The following is a 19,159-nucleotide window of genomic DNA, read 5'->3' as shown; positions in this document are numbered from 1 at the left end:
CATTAAAAATTCATTAAATATGCTTTTTACAAAACATAGTCCTATTATAAATCATATTTAATGAAAAAAAAAAAAAAAAAAATACTTTTTTGTAAAAAAACATTTATTGTGACCGTTTTGAGAAATACCTCCTGAAAAAGAATGGCCTAATACTGCCCTTAAGAATTATTTACCCCTCCAAATAAATCTCCCGGTGGGCCTCTCTCATTGTCTCTAGGAGATACTCAGTCTTCACCTTCTCGGCATTGAGCTCAGCAAGCCTTGCTTGTTGAGCTTTGTCGTCGCGCAAGAGCTTCACTTTTTTGATGAAACCCGCCTTATCTGTTTTAGAGGCAAGAAAAGCGGTATTCTCAGCACAAAGCATCGTTTTGATATCACCAACATCTGTTGTCACAATCGGAACCTTAGATGCCATGGCTTCCACAATTGAATAAGGCATTTGCTCAGTATCTGAGGTCAACAAGAACATATCTAGACCTGGTAAATATTTACCCGGCTCACTGATGTGCCCCATAAGGAAAACCTTATCCGTCAGATTTTTTGTTGCAACCAGTGCTTTGAGATGCTCTTCTTCAGATCCTGTTCCCATAATCACGAGCCGCGCTTTTGGATCATCCGCCTGGAGCCTATCAAAAATCTCAATCATCTTTGGAAAGTTTTTCTCTTTTCGCAGCCTTGCAATGGATCCGTACAAGAACAAAGACTCATCTCGAAGCCCCAGCTTTTCAAGCAAAGCCCGCCTTGCTGTTTTCTTCTGCTTATAAGGCTTTATATCAATTCCATTGGGAATATAATGAAGCATCGGCGGGATTACATTCCAATAAGCATCCGCAATCTCAGCAAGTGTCTGTGATGGAACAATGAGATCATCAAGCGCGAGCGTAAAAACAAGACGCCTGAACAATGTACGATGCAATTTCAGGCTTGATTGTTCATCAGGGCCAAATCCATCTTCAAGATGAACATAGTGCGGTACAATTTCAGGAAAGTTCGCCAGCCCCCATTCAATGGCTCCCCAATTATAGGTGAGCAACACATCAGGTTTTAGCTCTTTTAGAACTTTACGCATTTGGGCATAGCGCTGAGGCAGAAAAGGAAGTGGCTTAAATGGAATGACCGTATATTTAAGCCCGGAAGGAAAGTAAGTTTCAATCTCACACTTAGGCTCAACACAAATGAAAAGATGATGATGCGATCCCAGAATTGGATCATGGAGCAAATCGATCAGACGCTTTTGCGATCCGCCCAACGCAAGAGATGGAAAAACATGGAGTAGTTTTTTCATAAGCGCCTCATGGACTCCCTCAATGCAGAAGAGCTCCGATTATCGGAGCTCTCTCAAATTTTCAAACCGTTATTAGCTCAAATCCTTCAGCAATTTTTCAGCATCCGGCTTCTCAGGGAAGTTTGGATTATCTTTTAAAAGAGCTTGTAGGATTTTCACCGCTTCTTTTTTATCGCCATCTTCTGAGAGCACAAAAGCATAGTGATACTGAATTGTTGGATTTTTTGTCTCTGCATTTTCAAGAGATTTTGAGAAAACTGTTCTTGCCTGTTTTTTATCACCGCTTTTGAACAAGATCCATCCATAAGTATCAGCAACTTCAGGTACAGCTGGCGCTAGATCATAGGCCTGTTTTGCTGTTTCGATTGCTTTTGGATCACTTTTCTCATGATACAACCAAGCCAAGTTATTCAATGCCATCGGATTTTTTGGATTCAATTTTAACACATGCTCATACTGGGCAATTGCTTTGTCTTTCTCATTGACCTGTAAAAGATGGTTTGCATAGACAGTCAAAACGCCAGCATCATCCGGATTTTTTTCAAGCCAATTCTCAAGAAGTTCACGGCCTTCTTTTTCCTTTTTTTGCATAACATTTGTTTCATAAAGCTTTACAAGCAGCATATTATTCGGCTGGAAGTCGAATCCTGCTTTATAGGCGTGCATCGCTTTTTCAATATCACCTTGCTCACGATAAATATCGCCAATGACCATATCGCCTAGAGATGATTTAGGGTCATTCTTCTTCAAATCCTCGGCATAAGTTAGAGCCTCAGTATAATTCTTTTCCTGAACAGCGAGAGCGATTAAATCACGATAGCCCAGTATAAAAGTAGGATTTGATTTAACAGCCTGCAGCAAGGTTTTCTTAGCTTCGTCCATCTTTTTAACTGAGGCATAAGATTGCGCCAATCGATAATAACCCATCGGCAATTCTGGGTTTACAGAAACAAGTTTCTGATATGTGCTTATGGCTCCATCATATTGCTTTGCGAGCAATTGTGTTCTGCCTAACACATCTAGAACATAAACATCATCTGGGTAAGTTTCAGATAGTTTACGTGCCGTCATCAAAGCTGTGTCTGTATCCTGATTGCCCAGATAAAAATCAACCACAGCAATCGCAGGTTGCGGATCTTTTGGATTCTTATCACTTGCCATTTTAAGATATTTTAACACATCGTCTTTCTTACCCGCTTGATTTGCAAGAGTTGCAAGTCCTGTATAGGCTTTGATATTCTTATCATCAAATTTCAAAACTGATTCATAGAACTTTTGAGCCTCATCAAATTTTTTCTCAACAATCGCCATACCAGCAAGATTGAAGTATGCAGGCGCAAAATCAGATTTGATCGCAATGGCCTTATTAAAAGCTTCGCGTGCTTTGTCAGGTTGGTTCATTCTTGCGTAAACGGCACCTAACAAATTCTCAGGGAAAGGATTGTCTTTCATCTTATCTTTGATCTCAAGAATCTCTTTCTCAGCCTCTTCTAGACGATTCGCTTGAATATAAGAGATTGCAAGAAGCAAGCCTGATTGAACATTATCAGGATTTTTCTCATTTAATTTTTCAAGCTCTGCTAGACCTTCTGTTGCATTGCCACCTTGGAGTCTTGTCAAAGCAAGCCTTGTTTGAGCTTCTTCATTATCAGGCGCAATACTAATGACTTTTTCTAGGATCTCAGTTGCCTTGTCTGCTTTGCCTGCTTTCATATAAGCATTTGACAAAGTGCCCAAAAGTCTTTGATCTGTTGTACTGTCTGTCACAATTTCATTGAGCAAATCGATTGCTTTTTGTGGTGTTCCTTTTGCCATATAAATATTCGCCAAGAAAATACGTACATCAGCAGATTGTGGCGCAAATCCCAATAGCATTCTGAAATTCGCTTCCGCTGCTTCAAGGCGTTGATTTCTAAAATTCAACATCCCCATTAAATACAATGCAGGAGGATACTCATTCACAAAAGCGCCCATTGTTTGTAATTTTTCTGTGGCTTGATCATCTTGATTCTTTTTCGCAAGCAACAAAGCATTCAGATAGTTTACTAAAGGATGCTTTGGAGCTATATCTGTTAAAACAGCAGCATCTTTTTCAGCTTCAGCGTCTTTATTCAAAGCAAAATAAGACAGACCTCTGTTGTAACGTGCTTGAAATTCCTTTGGATCTTTATCAAGCGCTTTTGTGTAGAGGTCCACAGCTTCATCAAGTTTCTGATTCGATTTTAAAAAATTTCCTTTCAAAACGAGCGCAGGCACAAAATCAGGTGACTCTTTGAGAATTTCATCAAGCACATTCTCCGCTTGTTTTAAATCTTTCAATTGAACATAAAGATTGACTTCCCACAAACGGATATCAGGGTTTTTTGGATTCTTAGCAACAGCTTCTCCGATAAGTTTTTTAGCCTGCTCAATATCTCCTTTGCCTAGAAAAGCAAAACCACGCGCCCCGATGATTCTTGATTCAATATCATCACCGCGATTTCCAGGTTGAATTTTATCTATAACCTCATCAAATTTACCTTCACGCTGATAGGCTTCTGCTAGAGCTAAAATAAATGTCTTATCATCAGCACCTTTACTGAGGGCAAACTCATATTCTTTTTCTGCATCAGCAAGCTGACCTTTTGCGAAATACAAATCTCCAAGCTTAACGCGCGCAGCAACATCTGAGTCATCTTCTTTCAAAGCATTTTTTAAATGAATGATTGCTGTATTTGCATCGCCTTTTTCCATTGCCTCTTGGGCTTTTTTTGTCAAAGCAACACTTTTATCATTTGCATAGGCCTGCATACTAAGAGCTGTAAATAAAAGGCTAGATGCCAAAAGATATGAAACAGATTTTTTAGACATTATTTTTCTCCTTATTGATCGCCCCATTATGACGATGAAATCTTAATTTATTTCTAAAACGTGTGATGATTCTGCCCTGATTTTGGGTTAAAGTTCAATCTTGTAAGATTCGATCATTTCATAAACCTTTGGCCTGCTAATGTCCAAAATCTTAGACACAAGACTCACATTGCCGCGCGTCGCCTGTAGTGCTTTAATCAGCAAATCTTTTTCATGCTTGTCTCTAAAATCTTTTAAAGTTGGCAGTCCATCAAAATCATTCTTTGCGGTGATTTCTAAATCTTGAGCCGTGATCTGCTTTTTATCTGTCATAATAACAGCTCTTTTTATTTTATTCTCAAACTCTCTTATGTTTCCAGGCCATCCATACTCTTCAAGAACCACAAGCGCTTTATCACTAATGCCCGTCACTTGTTTTTTCAGTTCTTTTGAAAAACGATTGATAAAATACTTAGCAAGCAACTCAATATCACCGACTCTTTCTCGTAAAGGAGGCAGGGTGATTGAAAATTCATTGAGTCTGTAAAAAAGATCTTCCCTAAAAGTGCCCGCTGTGATCATCTCTTTTAAATTTTGGTGCGTTGCACATAACACGCGAATATCAATTGGTATTTTTTTACGGCCACCAATTCGTTCAATATGACGCTCTTGCAGAAATCGTAGTAGTTTTGATTGCAAGATCAAAGGCATGTCACCAATTTCATCAAGAAACAAAGTTCCCTGATTCGCCACCTCAACCTTACCAATACTTTGGGTAACAGCGCCTGTAAAAGAACCCTTATCAAATCCAAACAATTCGCTCTCGAGTAAATTCTCGGGTATCGCCGCACAATTGATGGCAACAAATTCATGATTTGCTCTTGGGCTGCTATAGTGAATCGCCTTTGCTACAAGCTCTTTCCCTGTACCACTTTCACCTGTAATTAATACAGAAATATCAGTACATGCAATCTTTCGGACAGATTGCGCAATCTTTGATATATTTGGATCCCCTGAAATGATACCATCCAGGTAGGCATTCTGCATCGATCCGGCCCTGCGCTCATTTTCTTTCTCTAGCTTTGCAACATGCCATGCTCGTTTAATGATGTGATTCAAAACGTCGAGATCAATTGGCTTTGAATAAAAATCATAAGCGCCAAGCTCTATCGCCTTAAGAGCATTTTGTAAATCACTATTACCACTTGCAATAATTACTTTTGTTGTTGGATATTTTTCTCGGATTGTTTCTAAGATAAACAACCCCTCTGTTGCCCCATTGGCATCCGGGGGCAAACCCAAATCCAAAATCACGACCATAGGCCTTTCTTGATCCATTATCTCAAGAGCTGTTTGCCTATCTTCAGCCATAAATAAGTTATAGCTCTCTGCCAATGCCCACTTCAACTGACTTTGAACACCTTTATCATCTTCAACAACAAGCAAAGTCAACGGAGCAGAAGACCCTTTTTGCATTTGATCAATCGCCTGTATTTCTGACATCTACATTTCCCTGTTTGACAATATATCATAGCATATATTATAGACATATTTTATTATTAGAGTCAAATTCATGTAAATAAGCTTACAATAAAATAGATTGCTTAAAAATAAATAGAGATTGTATTTCGGTGCCTGGTTTGTTAGGATGCGGTATAACATTATAAATTTATGGAGTATCGTATGAAAAAAGATGATTTAATTGTTGTAACCGGCGCTGGTGGTTTTATCGCAGGCGCACTTGTTGAACATTTCAAAAATGAAGGCTATAAAAATATTAGGGCTGTCGATAAAAAACCATTTGATGAATGGTATCATTTCTTACCTGATGTTGACAATCGTCAACTTGATTTGCAGGAAAAGAATGCTTGTTTTGAGACATGTGAAGGCGCTCAGTATATTTACAACTTAGCGGCTGACATGGGCGGTATGGGTTTTATTGAACATAACAAAGCTCTTTGTATGCTCTCTTCTCTGATTAACACTCACATGCTTGTTGCTGCAAAACATTATACCGCGAAAAGATTTTTCTTTGCATCATCTGCTTGCGTCTATGCGGCTTACAAGCAAACAGATGCTAATGTCACTGCCCTTAGAGAAGAAGATGCTTATCCCGCAATGGCTGAAGACGGATATGGGTGGGAAAAGCTATTTGGTGAAAGACTCTGCCGCCATTACCGTGAAGACTTTGGTCTTGAAACACGCGTTGCACGCTATCACAATGTTTACGGGCCACTTGGCACTTATGACGGCGGTCGTGAAAAAGCGCCTGCAGCAATTTGCCGCAAAGTTATTGAAGCGCAGCTCAACAAATCAGGTAAAATTGAAATCTGGGGAGACGGTAAACAGACAAGAAGCTTTATGTATATCGACGATTGTTTGAAAGGCACAAGAATGATTATGGATAGCGATATTCTCTACCCAATCAATCTTGGTAGCTCTGAACTTGTTTCAATCAATACATTGGTTGATATTGTTGAAGAGATCGCAAATGTGAAGCTAACCCGCAGCTACAATCTGAACGCACCAGTCGGTGTTCGTGGTCGTAACAGCGACAATACACTCATCAAAAAGGAGCTCAATTGGGAGCCTTCAATCGCTCTAAAAGATGGCTTACGTAAGACATATTCTTGGATTTATGAACAGATGACCAATCCGTCTGTCAGAAAAGTCGCTTAGTTTATACATGAGGAGATAAGCATGAGAAATCTATCTATCATTGGCCTTGGCAAATTGGGATCTCCTATGGCAGCTGTTTTTGCTGTTAAGGGATACAATGTTATTGGTGTTGACAAAAATCAGCACTTTGTTGATCAAATCAACCAAGGCATTGCTCCGGTGACTGAACCTGAATTACAGGATTACATCACAAAGGGTCAGCAGCACTTAAGTGCAACAACCGACATGAGTTATGCAATTCAAAATAGTGATGCAACTTTTGTTATCGTTCCAACGCCAAGTGGCGCTGATGGTGTCTTCACAAACAAATATGTCATCGATGCAATGACTGAAATTGGAGCGGCTCTTAAAAACAAAAGCTCATATCATTTGATTGTTATCACAAGTACGGTTATGCCTGGTTCAACTGGCGGTGAGATTCGTGAAGCCCTTGAAAAAGCTTCTGGCAAAAAACTAGGTGATTCACTTGGCCTCTGCTACAGCCCTGAATTCATTGCTTTAGGCTCTGTCATCAGAAATATGCTTTACCCTGATTTCTATTTGATTGGCGAAAGCGATAAAAAAGCAGGCGATCTGCTCGAAATGATTTACCTTCATTCGTCTGAAAATAGACCCTTTGTCAAAAGAATGAACTTTGTGAATGCAGAGCTCGCGAAAATCTCTGTAAACACTTACGTCACCACAAAAATTTCTTATGCGAATATGCTCTCTGAAATTTGTGACTATCTACCTGAGGCCGATGTTGATGTTGTAACCGATGCAATCGGGTGCGATTCTCGGATTGGTATTAAATACCTAAAAGGTGGTGTTGCTTATGGTGGACCTTGCTTCCCTCGTGATAATGTTGCTTTCAATCAACTTGCCCGCATTCTTGATGTAAAAACGGATATTGCAAAAGCAACCGATAGCATTAATCATCACCAGACACAGCGCGTACTGAATATTATACAATCACTTTCACGCTCTGGAAAACGTGTTTCAATTTTAGGCCTCTCATACAAACCAAACACCCCTGTGATTGAAGAATCTCAAGGAATCGCTCTAGCTCTTAAACTTATCAGTGCGGGATTTGATGTATCAGTATATGATCCTGTTTCAATGCCGCCGGCAGAAGCTATCTTGGGTAATGAGGTTACTTATGCAGACTCTCTTGAATCAGCCTTAAATAATAAGGATATTGTTGTTCTTATGACTGCTTGGGACGAGTTCAGAGGCATTAATGAAGATATGTTCAACTCAAAAGAAACTCAAGTTATTGACTGTTGGCGTCTCCTGGAGACCAGCTCATTTGAAAACATGAACTTAATTCATTTGGGAAAAGGTTACTTTCCACAAGCCTCCCAAAAAAACGCAAAAGCAATATCTAAAGCCGGATAAGTCATTGAAGATAAAGGAATAAAAATGGCGCACGATAAATCTGACAATACCAACAAAAAACAGATTTCAATAAGGCCCGTTATTTTATGCGGCGGGGCTGGAACGCGCCTCTGGCCTTTATCACGCATGCATTATCCAAAGCAATTTTGTCAACTTTTAGGGGAAGAAACCCTTTTTCAGCATACGCTGAAACGTATCACTCTTGACCAAACCGTTTTAAAATCACTGGGACCAAAGGTCACTTTTCTCCCTCCTGTGATCGTTGCCAGTGAAGCACATCAGATGTTGCTCAAAACAGAGATTGAATCTCAACAAATCAAAGATTATGAGCTCATTCTCGAACCTGTTGCAAAGAATACAGCCCCTGCGATTGCGCTTTCTGCTTTCTATTCAAAAGAAATTGACGCTAAGGGTGATGAACTCCTCCTTATCATGCCTGCAGATCATTATATCGCAGATCACAGGGCCTTTATTTTAGCCATTGCGGAAGCAGCCGATGAAGCATTCGAAGGTAATATTGTCACATTTGGGATTACACCTCTCCGTCCTGAGACAGGATATGGGTACATACAGTATAAAACAAAGGCTAATTCTCCAGTTAAAGATGTGATTCAATTCGTTGAAAAACCTGATGCTAAAACAGCTTCAACCTATCTGGAGTCAGGTGATTATGCCTGGAATTCTGGTATTTTTCTGATGAAAACGTCAGTTTATCTTAAAGAACTCAAGTCCTTTGAACCTAAAATCTATGAAACAGTTGACCAATCATATCAAGCTGGTCTGCGCGATGGGCAAACGCTTGTTCCTAAAATGAGATTTTTTTCAGAATCTCCCTCTCAATCAATCGATTATGGCATTCTAGAAAAAGCAAAAAACATCAAAGTGATGCCTTTATCTATTGAATGGAATGACTTAGGATCATGGCATTCTGTTTGGGAAATTGGCGCTGGTGACGATAACGGCAATACTCTCATTGGTGATATCACCGTGCGCGATGTGAAAAACTCATACATCCGATCTGACAACAGGCTTGTTGCTGTTATTGGCCTTGATGACATTGTTGTGGTTGATAATCCCGATGCAATTCTCGTTGCATCACGCTCAGCAGCTCAAGATGTCAAACAGGTTGTTGAAGACTTGCGTGCACAGAATCGTCAGCATGCTTTTTCGCATTCTGTTGAACATCGGCCATGGGGCAGTTATCAAAGTATCGATCGCGGTGAGCGCTTCCAAGTCAAACGCATTTCTGTGAAACCAGGCGGCAGATTGTCATTACAAATGCATCATCACAGAGCTGAACACTGGGTTGTTGTTAAAGGGACAGCTAAAGTGACGCGTGATGATGAAGTGGTACTTTTATTCGAGAATGAGTCGATTTACATTCCGAACGGGGTGAAGCACAGATTAGAAAATCCTGGTAAAATTCCGCTAGAGCTGATAGAAGTTCAATCAGGAGTTTATTTAGGAGAGGACGATATCGTTCGCTTCAATGATGATTATGGGAGAAAGTAAGTGCTACAAATTGCAAAAAATATTGTCAAAAAAGTTATAATGAAAGTAAATCCAGAGCTTTTGCCTGAGGCTAAAATCAAAAAAGAAAAGCAATTGATTCGCAATAGATTTGCTCCTATTTTATCTGAACTATCAAGAAAAATCCCGCAAACATCCTATGAAGAACTTCAAAGGAAGCTTGGTTTTGATTCACCATATCTTTACGATGCCTCTTTTCTCAAAACATCTCTTCAGTCTTGGAAAATGCAAATTCATGATGCACCTATCCTAGGCTACATCTTTAGAAACTTTAAACCAAATCGACATCTGGAATTTGGCACCTGGAAAGGTGAGGGTGTTGTTCTATGTCTAAAAGAGTGTAGTGCAACTGTTTGGACCATGAATCTTTGGGAAGGTGAGCCGCAAGACGGCCCAAATACATGGGCCTACTCTGAGGAACTCGACTCTGATGGATTTCATTTAGGCGATAAAATTAATACGAAAACATCCTCTCAGAAAATATATCATCAATCCGATTCATACAGTTTCATTGGACGTCAATATAAAGAAAATAATCTAGGAAACCGCGTATGTCAAATATATTGTGACAGCCGTGAATGGGATACAACTAACTACCCGCAAGGCTTTTTCGACACCTGCTTAATTGATGGAGGCCACACAAAAGAGCTCGTTATTAATGACACCTACAAAGCTCTCCCTCTCATTAGATCGGGAGGTATTGTCATGTGGCATGACTTTTGTCCAGACCTCGATGTTATTACAGATATGTCAAGCCCTCGCGGTGTTTGTGAAGGAATAATTGAAATTTTCTCAGAGATACGTGACCAATTCTCAGACCTATTTTGGATTTATCCAAGTTGGATTCTTGTTGGAATCAAAAAATAAAAATCTTATCCTCTCCCATATTTTACTTTTCGATAGGCTCGCTTCACAAAGTTTGGGACAGGAATACTTGATCTGAAAGAGACTCGTGGAAAAAATAATTTATAATTTTCTTTAAAAGCATCGATATATTTTCGATAAGAAGGATTGCTCCCTAAGAATGACAAACTATGACGTCTCGATGCATCTTGTGCTAACAAATCAAGAAATTCTTCAGCATTAATCTTTGCATCCTCTAAAACATTTTTGAAACTCATGAGTATTTCTACTGCCCAGCTCGACATGGAACAGACATCATAGAGCATGGACAGCTTTAGTAACTGATCGACAGTCAAAGTAACCGCTGAACCATTTATGATTTCTTTGCAGGGATCTCTTAAATACAGCGCATCAGCATATGCGATTCTGCCGTCATTTGTTTGAGCAGTCATTGCAAATTCGAAACGACCTGGAAGGACCTTAGAATCATATCGCCTAGGTCGAAGTTCACAAATTTCAAAACCTAATCGTCTCATGAAGATATCAACTTCACTGAATCGATTCATCTCACCATAAAAATTAACTTCAATCACAACGCCCAAACAACTTTGAGACCTTATTATATCCTCAGCACTTTTTAAAACATTAAAATCATCACCATCGATATCGATCTTGATAAAGTCTATTGACTTTATCTGGTGAGCATCAATATAGTCTTTAAATGTGACAACATTCTGTGCAGCATCGATATGCTGATACAAATTATTCGTAATAACCGTATCAATATTCATTTCTTTAACAGATTTTGCTGCAATCTCTGAAGCCACCGCAGCGCTTGTTCTATCCCAAAAACCTTCTTCAACACGACCAACCGATACTTGTTGGCTGGAACAAGCGATCATAGCCTCTGTATATTTGATTTTTGAGTTTGTATTTTTTTTATTTAAATCGTCAATAGCTGCAATATTTGAATCAATCCCATAGGCTTGAAGCTTGCCTTTAAAGGTTTCATGCCAAATTGAATCGATTCCTCCTGAACACCCAATATCAATCAAAACAAAATCTTCAGTCAACAATTGAAGACATTTGCTCTGAAATAAAGTCCCTGTGTTCTTTTTAACATCCATAATAATAGCCCCTTTAATTGATCAAACCCACAACCTTCATCATACTTAAGGTGCCTATAAGTGTCAAACAAAGAATCCCCCATCCCCCTCTTTACTCTCTTCCTATTTCGGTCTAAGATAGAAGCATTCAAAGAACCTCAACAGGAAACAAAAGAATGCTTCAAGACCTTACTAAAACAATTGATTATCTCTGGGACCAAAAAGATCAACTCTCACCGAACTCTCCTGACAAACACAAAACACTCATCCAGCAAATCATTACTCTTCTTGACAAGGGCGAGATCCGTGTTGCTGAAAAAACAGAGCAAGGCTGGACAACACATGAATGGGTTAAAAAAGTCATTCTGCTCTACTTCCGCATTCAGCCCAATCAACTCATCACGGGCGGCCCAAATGCAACTTGGTTCGATAAGATCCCCCTCAAAACACAGGGCTGGACAGATACAATGTTCGAAAAAGCTGGTTTTCGGATGGTACCGCCAGCCACAATTCGCTATGGTGCCTTTGTTGCGCCGCGCGCCATCATCATGCCATCCTACATCAATATCGGCGCTCATGTTGGTGAAGGCACAATGATCGATACTTGGGCCACTGTTGGCTCTTGCGCTCAGATCGGTAAAAATGTTCATCTTTCAGGCGGAGCTGGTATTGGCGGCGTTTTAGAGCCTCTCCAAGCAAACCCCACGATTATTGAAGATGACTGCTTCATTGGTGCTCGTTCTGAAATTGCAGAAGGCGTGATTGTTGAAAAGGGTTCTGTCATTGCCATGGGAACCTTCATCAGTGCCTCTACAAAAATCATCAACCGCGAAACAGGCGAGATCCATTATGGACGCGTTCCTGCTTATTCCGTTGTTGTCCCCGGTACAATACCTTCATCAGATCCATCCCAAAAATCAACCGTAAATTTATCTTGTGCTGTTATCGTCAAACAAGTCGATGAAAAAACAAAATCAAAAACCTCCATCAATGAGCTCTTACGTCATGACTAAATCGCCAACAGAAAAAAAACCACCTTCGTCAAAAGATGGTTTTTCATGAATACAACTCTGGAATATCGTATTTATACGCAACTGAAAGAACACGCTGCTCTTGAGAATAATTTACAGGAGAACTGGAGGGACTACTGTAATGATCAATCTCAATAAAAAGGAGCACTTCATCTCACTTATTGCCTTCATTTTCTATAATAGATCAAGATATTGACAAAGTCAATAAAAAATAAAAAAATATTGATAAACAAGATAATGCTAGTTTAACTCATTTTTTTCTTGAAATACGCCACCAGGAAGTTTTCAAATATTTGAATTTTTCTTGAGGTTTGAGATGCCTTAGGGTAAATCAGAAAAAAATCTAATTTAGGGGGCTGATAATCCGGAAGCAGCCTAATCAACTTTTCATCAATTTCTCTTAACATAAAATCTGGTAAAGTCGCAATCCCCATCCCTTTCTCACAAGCTTTTAAAGCGCCACTTGATGTATCAATTGAAAAGACTGGTTTCCTTATCGCTGCACTCTGGCGATTCTCAATGAGATGCCAATCTGCAAAAAATAAATCTTCCGCATGTAAATAAGAAGCACTAATCAAATGATGCCTATCTAAGTCTCCCAGTGTTTGAGGGATTCCATGGCTATCGAGATATTTTTGACTCGCGTACATATTAAACTGAGTTGAAAATAAATATGTTTGAACAAGGTCCATCCTCTTCTTCACTGCGGATCTTATCGCCACGTCGCATGAGTAGTCCTCAAATTTTCTATCTGTATTTTCACAAACAATCTCTACAAAAATATTGCTAAATTGATGCCTCAAAAGAGCAGCTGCGTCTACAAGTAAAAAAGACGCAACCCCATATTGAGCGGAAACCCGTAGATGACCACTCATTTTTTTATCTGTCTGCAAGAAGCCTTTTAATTCATCTACTTTATGCGCTACTTCTTTTGCAATATTATAGAATTGCTTTCCTTGAAATGTTAAAGTTAGCCCGTTTTGATGTCTTATGAATAGCTTTTCACCAACTTCATTTTCTAGCTTAGACAGGCTTGTGCTTATCGTTCCTTGAGTCAATCCTAGTTTCAAGGTAGCTTTACTCACTGATTGATGATCAGCCACTTCCAGAAAATGAACGATCTGATCTAATGTGATTTTTCCCTTTTGCATGCAAGCCCCCTCATTTTTATTTGTCAAAATTTGATTGAATCTCAACCCTTTTCATCATGATACAATCTCCTTATCTAAAAATCTTTGTTCTTTACGTAGCGAGAAAATATAAAGCAATAAAACCGTTACAAGCACTAAGAACAGACTATATCCGACAGAATGTTGTATATCAAATAGAGTCCTTTCTGCAAAAATAATCGCATATGAGGCCAGCAATGCAGGCAATTCGGAAAGACCAAGGGGTAAAATCCTATAACGATAGATGCTCAACCTATAAAAAAGGTACATCACAATCCCATTCAAAAATAAAAGAGCCCCTGTGAAAGATGTAAGGGCTTGAAAAGACGATTCCTGAAAACAGATACCAAACAAACCTATCAAAAAGCAAGAGATAGAAGGCGTCGCTGCCACAATGTACATATTCTCCTTTTGCGTACTATCCTTAAGCATAATATACTCAATAATAACAAACCCCAAGGCAATACTAAAAAATAGATAACCTAAAAAATGATCATTCGGATTGCGGTTCCAAATCGCAAAAACAAAAAACAAAACAACTGTCAAATAAGATATGCGAATTTGTTTTTTAGTATAAAACACCCCTATAAAACTGGCGACGATAATCATCAAAGGCGTATTCACTTTAGAAATTATACTAATTGTCCCAGCATTGAGATATTTAAAAGAAAGTGTTGCAAAAAACCAGGCTCCTCCGGTTACAAATAATCGAAAAAATTGATAGCGTGCGTTTTTAGGCAACATTGATTCTTTTTTAATCACAACCTCTAAAGAAGCAATTGATAGACACCCCACTCCCATAAAAAACAGAATCTCAAATATGGTTAATTCATTCATGAAAAGATACTTTGTCAAAAGATCCTTACCCGTAAAAACAAGAATAAAAAGAAAAATCAAAAAGAGAGATGTATGACGACTCATATTTAAGATACCGTTTGACTTTTTAAAGAGGGAATTAAGTGCTGCAACACAATCAGTTCATTAGACTCGATCAGTTTAGCATACAAAGTTCGTTTCGCATAATGATAGTTATCATTCGGAATCTTCAACATCATTTCTCCCACTGAACGCGCTATGGAAGAATTGTTTAAAAATGACTTTTTCTCAAGTAATGTCAATATCATCTGATCAAGCGTCTCCACTGAATCAAGATTTGTTAATAAATGCAGAAAAAATTGATCACTCTCACTCAGCCCCTCTTGAGTATAAAAAGCATCCTCTTTTTCAAAAGTTTCTTTCTTATAGAAAAGCGCTAAAAGATTTAAATAAGCATTTTGAGTCAACTTTGACTCAACCATGTAGGGTTCGAATTTTTTTAGCCCCCTATCAAAAGACTGACGATTCATCGTTTTTTCAAATAATTTTGTTCGAAAATGCTGCTTTAAAAAATACCATTCAAAAACATGCTGATCCTCAAAGGTCAAAATAATTTTATTCTCATAATCATTTAAATCAAATCGATCTGGGAAAAAATGATCAAGGCAACACTCTATTTTTTCCCCTTTCACTTTTGCAAGTGCTTCTACAAACTGACCAATATCTTCGACTCCAAGGAGTTTTTGAAGAACATGAAGCATGTTTCTGCCGCCTGGCTTCAATTCATAAAAGGGATTAAGATATGGTTTGGTATAGGAAATAGTAGGCTTCTGTTGATCCTGATTGAAAGAAGAAATAAGCTTTGCCCAATCATTATGAGTATTTTGATGAGAAATAGACTCTAAACTAGAGTGTTTGCGATAAAAAGCAATCACTCCTTTTGAAACAGGAAACGGTATATTTTCAAGAAAATCAGCATTCAAAATTTTCTTTTTATGATCTTTTATAAGCACATTGATGAAATTTCGAATGCTCGTTTCTCCGCAATCCGGAAAAGTTTCAATCCCCTTATCAGATGCACGAGAAATAGCCGTGATCGCTAATTCAGGGAAAAAAGCGTTATATACTCTCTGCTCATACAGAGAGAGTACATAATTTTCAAAATCATCCTCTTTATTAAGAATAGCTTTGTGACTCTCTAAACAAAGCAGTATCCTTAATGAGAGTTCATTGAAATAATCATTAACATCCGCTCCTGATAATATTTTCTTCCAAAGAAAAGTCAGTAAAATATTAAAAGTTGTATAAGGCGGATAGATTCGGCTTTCTTGACTCGTTTCGATTGTTGAAGACTTGATGAGGTCTTCAACAAGTAAAGGCAATTTAACATTTACAAGGGACCTAGCATCTGGGTCAAGTTTTTTAGCAATACCGTTTAGTTTGTAAGAAAGATACCTCTCATAACCAAAAATTTGAAGATTCTCATTATAAAATGACAGAGAAACACCTTCTGCCTGAAGGCGACATAAAAGCCTCTCTTGATAAGTCTGTCGATATTCATTTTGACTTTTTTGGAGATCCTTTAATAAAAGCCTATCAGAATCTAAAACAAGACAAATTTCTTTTTTCTGTGTCACATAAAGCAGAGGAATCTCAGATAAAATAGATTCCTCTACTAATCTCTTTTCTGTCTCTAATCTATGAAGGCCGCATTTAATTTCTTTGTTTTCTTGAATAGCTTGTTGTAACAATGCTCCCTCAAGACAGCCAGTCTTCCGTCTTTTGGGAAGAGTTTTCATTTGTGCACGAATAGTCTTTAAAGACTGTTTTAAAGACTCAGGCGCTAAAGATTCTATCTTCTTTACACAAAGATCTAATTCTGTTTGTCTTAAGGCAATTGACTGTTTTACTCTTTCGACTTTCTCTTTATTACATTTCTCCTCATGCTCAAATTGAGCATGAAACGCCAAGATAATTTTTTGAGCCTTTTCAAAAAGAGTAAATTTTTCAACTGCCTTCTCTAGATTCTCTTTAAAGTCATTATCTCTTTTTATTTTATCAATCAAGCCATTTTTAAAAGGGTAAAGATCGATCCTTGGATCTTGAAAATAAAGCTCTTGAATGGCATGAAGTTGAGCAACTAATAATGTCAATGTTTTAATGCTAAAATAATAAACAGGATTTTTGACAGAAGTTGTGACATCAAATTCAACAGCCTTATGTTGATAGAAAAACGCTCTTATTACCTTTCCTGTCGAACTCATCGGATCACTAAAATGATAAAATTTCTCAGCAAGACCGCTTTTATCCCACATAAATCCATGAAGCAAAGATAAGTGCTTACAATTATTTTGAAGAATACTATAAGATCCCCTAAGTTCATCTACCGTTAGTGACATTTAAAACCTACCTAAATCGTCTAAACTTTCAAAATCAGCTTTTATTATCTTAATTGCTCCCACAAACTTGATTTCCTCATCTTCACTTAAGGATAAACTTTGAGCAACTTCAACAACACCACTCATTCCTTCTATCACACAAGGATACATGATGTAACAATTATGATCAGGATGAAAAAGGGTAATTGTTGTTTGAAAACTTTTACCCGAGAGAATATTTTTACATGTGGAAAGCAATGATGAAACAGGACCCAAATAGGGGGGCGTACCTCTCAATGAAAAAATATCAATTCCTCTGCTAACTGTTTTTTTCAGGATAGAGTCAGCATCAACATCTTTCGGTAAAAAAGCGTCATTCACTTTAACGTGACTCAATAATGGAATCATGTTATTCCCATGCTCTCCAATAACATATAATGATTTTAAATCGATAGATTGAAGAGAACACCCTAAAACCTCACTCAAAGAGTATGCAAACCGGCCGATATCATGAGTACCCGCAATCCCGATGACTCTTTCATGCGGCAATCCTGTTATGTCTTGAAGCATCCACGTTATTGATTCAATAGGATTCACTATATTTAACAAAAACGCTTCTTTCTTTGCATAATTCTTTATCTTTGTACCAATCTCAATCGTGAGTCTGCCATGCTGTAAAAGTAAATCTCGTCTGTCTGCGATGACAGTTTTCAAACGACTCCCATAAGCACATATAATAAGATCAGCCTTTCTAAGACATTCAAAATCAGTCGTAAAGTAACAATGCTCTATTGCTTCTAAGTAAGTCTCTCGATTATCGCCATACATAGCTTCAACAAACACAAAATCTTCAAAATCTTTTTGAAAGGCTAAAAGAGATTTTTCGTCATGTCCAATCAAATAGATATCACCATCGAGTATTCCAACTTGAGTCATTTTCAGCTTAAATAAACCCTGCGCTAAAAGAACCCCTATTCGCCCCAATCCGATAATAGCAATTGATTTCTTTTTACTCATCTTGTTGAAGAAGATCTGCTATACGATCAAATAGAGCGATTAACGCCAACCAACTCTCGTGTTGTATTTTGTAGAGCTCTTGATACTTATCTGATGTTAAATTTTTAAATTCCTCAATGCCCATTTCTGCATGATCATGGTCCAATTCATTGTGTGTTTCAAAATGCTCTTTACTCTTTTCCCTAAACAAAGAAAGAAAATTTGCATAAAAAACAGTTGCAGATTCTTCAATAACAAAATTCACAATCAACAGTTTAGAGAGATTATCTTCTGTCGCCATTTTATTAACAAACAACGCACCAAGACTCTCTAAAACAGGATCCCATCTTCTTTGAAAATTTGTTCTACTTTTCTTTAACATCGTATTGTGAGCAAATTCTTCATTAAAATGCTCCTGAAAATACTCAAGAAATTTGGGTTCATTACAAAGTGCAACTCTCAGAGTCATCATTTTTTGAAAATGATCCGACCAAATTTGAAAATAATCAAGAAACATTTCTTTCTTAGCGTCTTCTTGAAAATAACCTTTTCGCACAAGCTGAAAAATTCTACTTTCTGAGAATTGTCTTTTATAAACCTCATTCCTCTTTTTCAGCTCTAAGAAATTTTGCTCTATTTGACTTGTATTTTGAACAAAAGAGACAAGAGGGTTTTTTACATCTTCATAAAGACCATGGCATTCAAATTGCACTGAAATTCCCCAAAATCCTTCAACATCTTGACTTATAAACCCATGTAATGCCTGAGAAGGAACAGCAACAATATCCCCCTCTTCTAAGCAGAGCTTCCGATAACCATCTGTAAAAACAACTGAACCTTTACAAATAATAATCATCGACTTTATAGGATGCTGATGGACTTCTAAAGTTTCATTATTTTTTAACCTAACCCAACTCATGGACAGTTTTAAATTTTCAGGGATAAAATTTTTTAACTCATCATTCTCTCTGAGGTTTTTAACAATCCCCAGATGATACTCTTTACCATCTTCAATAACCGAATGGATGGAAGGCAAATCATCTCTTTTTATAATGAAAGCTTCTGGCAGATCTATTTCAGGCACTATATTCATCATTCTCATTTATATCCAATTTTATTA

Annotated in this window: 14 protein-coding genes; 5 read left to right on the top strand and 9 right to left on the bottom strand. The window is 37.9% G+C overall.

Annotation, left to right across the window (positions count from 1 at the left end):
• Positions 1-169: 169 nt before the first annotated feature.
• From KBF71_01020 to prsR, 3 genes are all read right to left on the bottom strand, one after another.
• Positions 170-1,285 carry a glycosyltransferase gene (locus tag KBF71_01020; GenBank protein ID MBP9876899.1) on the bottom strand — a complete coding sequence of 372 codons (1,116 nt, stop codon included), beginning with the start codon at positions 1,283-1,285 and terminating at the stop codon, positions 170-172.
• Positions 1,286-1,357: 72 nt separating this feature from the next.
• Positions 1,358-4,135: a PEP-CTERM system TPR-repeat protein PrsT gene (gene prsT / locus KBF71_01015; protein MBP9876898.1), complete on the bottom strand. Its 2,778-nt coding sequence runs from the start codon at positions 4,133-4,135 to the stop codon at positions 1,358-1,360.
• A gap of 87 nt (positions 4,136-4,222) precedes the next feature.
• The gene (gene prsR / locus KBF71_01010) at positions 4,223-5,590 is read right to left on the bottom strand and encodes a PEP-CTERM-box response regulator transcription factor (protein MBP9876897.1); all 1,368 of its coding nucleotides are present in this window, start codon (positions 5,588-5,590) and stop codon (positions 4,223-4,225) included.
• Positions 5,591-5,797: 207 nt separating this feature from the next.
• On the opposite strand from prsR, the gene KBF71_01005 reads away from it, so the two are divergent.
• From KBF71_01005 to KBF71_00990, 4 genes are all read left to right on the top strand, one after another.
• On the top strand, positions 5,798-6,793 hold the full coding sequence (locus KBF71_01005) for an NAD-dependent epimerase/dehydratase family protein (protein ID MBP9876896.1): 996 nt from the start codon (positions 5,798-5,800) through the stop codon (positions 6,791-6,793).
• Positions 6,794-6,814: 21 nt separating this feature from the next.
• Positions 6,815-8,170: a UDP-glucose/GDP-mannose dehydrogenase family protein gene (locus KBF71_01000; GenBank protein MBP9876895.1), complete on the top strand. Its 1,356-nt coding sequence runs from the start codon at positions 6,815-6,817 to the stop codon at positions 8,168-8,170.
• Between the two features lie 69 nt (positions 8,171-8,239).
• Positions 8,240-9,682: a mannose-1-phosphate guanylyltransferase/mannose-6-phosphate isomerase gene (locus tag KBF71_00995; protein MBP9876894.1), complete on the top strand. Its 1,443-nt coding sequence runs from the start codon at positions 8,240-8,242 to the stop codon at positions 9,680-9,682.
• A complete protein-coding gene (locus tag KBF71_00990; protein MBP9876893.1) occupies positions 9,683-10,567 on the top strand; it encodes a class I SAM-dependent methyltransferase in 885 nt (294 codons plus the stop codon).
• A 5-nt stretch (positions 10,568-10,572) separates the two neighbouring features.
• On the opposite strand, the gene KBF71_00985 is transcribed toward KBF71_00990, so the two are convergent.
• Positions 10,573-11,670: an FkbM family methyltransferase gene (locus tag KBF71_00985; GenBank protein MBP9876892.1), complete on the bottom strand. Its 1,098-nt coding sequence runs from the start codon at positions 11,668-11,670 to the stop codon at positions 10,573-10,575.
• Positions 11,671-11,825: 155 nt separating this feature from the next.
• On the opposite strand from KBF71_00985, the gene dapD reads away from it, so the two are divergent.
• Entirely contained in the window at positions 11,826-12,662 is an 837-nt protein-coding gene (gene dapD / locus KBF71_00980; protein ID MBP9876891.1) for a 2,3,4,5-tetrahydropyridine-2,6-dicarboxylate N-succinyltransferase, read from the top strand.
• A gap of 263 nt (positions 12,663-12,925) precedes the next feature.
• On the opposite strand, the gene KBF71_00975 is transcribed toward dapD, so the two are convergent.
• The 5 genes from KBF71_00975 to KBF71_00955 all read right to left on the bottom strand — a co-directional run bounded on the left by KBF71_00975 (position 12,926) and on the right by KBF71_00955 (position 19,141).
• Entirely contained in the window at positions 12,926-13,783 is an 858-nt protein-coding gene (locus KBF71_00975) for a LysR family transcriptional regulator (GenBank protein ID MBP9876890.1), read from the bottom strand.
• 102 nt (positions 13,784-13,885) lie between these two features.
• Positions 13,886-14,770, bottom strand: a complete 885-nt coding sequence (locus tag KBF71_00970) for a hypothetical protein (GenBank protein MBP9876889.1) — start codon at positions 14,768-14,770, stop codon at positions 13,886-13,888.
• A gap of 2 nt (positions 14,771-14,772) precedes the next feature.
• Positions 14,773-17,064 (bottom strand): hypothetical protein, encoded by a 2,292-nt coding sequence (locus tag KBF71_00965; protein ID MBP9876888.1) that lies wholly within the window; start codon positions 17,062-17,064, stop codon positions 14,773-14,775.
• Positions 17,065-18,060, bottom strand: a complete 996-nt coding sequence (locus tag KBF71_00960; protein ID MBP9876887.1) for a hypothetical protein — start codon at positions 18,058-18,060, stop codon at positions 17,065-17,067. It lies immediately after the preceding gene.
• Complete coding sequence (locus KBF71_00955; GenBank protein ID MBP9876886.1) at positions 18,053-19,141, bottom strand: hypothetical protein; 1,089 nt, start codon at positions 19,139-19,141, stop codon at positions 18,053-18,055. Before KBF71_00955 ends, KBF71_00960 begins: the two co-directional genes overlap by 8 nt.
• Positions 19,142-19,159 lie beyond the last annotated feature (18 nt).

This window comes from Alphaproteobacteria bacterium, assembly GCA_018063245.1.
Taxonomy (GTDB): Bacteria; Pseudomonadota; Alphaproteobacteria; order JAGPBS01; family JAGPBS01; genus JAGPBS01.
The sequence above is the reverse complement of the archived record's forward strand: the minus strand, read 5'-3'. Positions and strand labels throughout refer to the sequence as shown.

Coding starts and splice junctions, on each gene's coding strand:
- KBF71_01020 (MBP9876899.1), bottom strand. CDS start 1,285: ATGAAAAAACTACTCCATGTTTTTCCATCTCTTGCGTTGGGCGGATCG.
- prsT (MBP9876898.1), bottom strand. CDS start 4,135: ATGTCTAAAAAATCTGTTTCATATCTTTTGGCATCTAGCCTTTTATTT.
- prsR (MBP9876897.1), bottom strand. CDS start 5,590: ATGCAAAAAGGGTCTTCTGCTCCGTTGACTTTGCTTGTTGTTGAAGAT.
- KBF71_01005 (MBP9876896.1), top strand. CDS start 5,798: ATGAAAAAAGATGATTTAATTGTTGTAACCGGCGCTGGTGGTTTTATC.
- KBF71_01000 (MBP9876895.1), top strand. CDS start 6,815: ATGAGAAATCTATCTATCATTGGCCTTGGCAAATTGGGATCTCCTATG.
- KBF71_00985 (MBP9876892.1), bottom strand. CDS start 11,670: ATGGATGTTAAAAAGAACACAGGGACTTTATTTCAGAGCAAATGTCTT.
- dapD (MBP9876891.1), top strand. CDS start 11,826: ATGCTTCAAGACCTTACTAAAACAATTGATTATCTCTGGGACCAAAAA.
- KBF71_00970 (MBP9876889.1), bottom strand. CDS start 14,770: ATGAGTCGTCATACATCTCTCTTTTTGATTTTTCTTTTTATTCTTGTT.
- KBF71_00965 (MBP9876888.1), bottom strand. CDS start 17,064: ATGTCACTAACGGTAGATGAACTTAGGGGATCTTATAGTATTCTTCAA.
- KBF71_00960 (MBP9876887.1), bottom strand. CDS start 18,060: ATGAGTAAAAAGAAATCAATTGCTATTATCGGATTGGGGCGAATAGGG.
- KBF71_00955 (MBP9876886.1), bottom strand. CDS start 19,141: ATGAGAATGATGAATATAGTGCCTGAAATAGATCTGCCAGAAGCTTTC.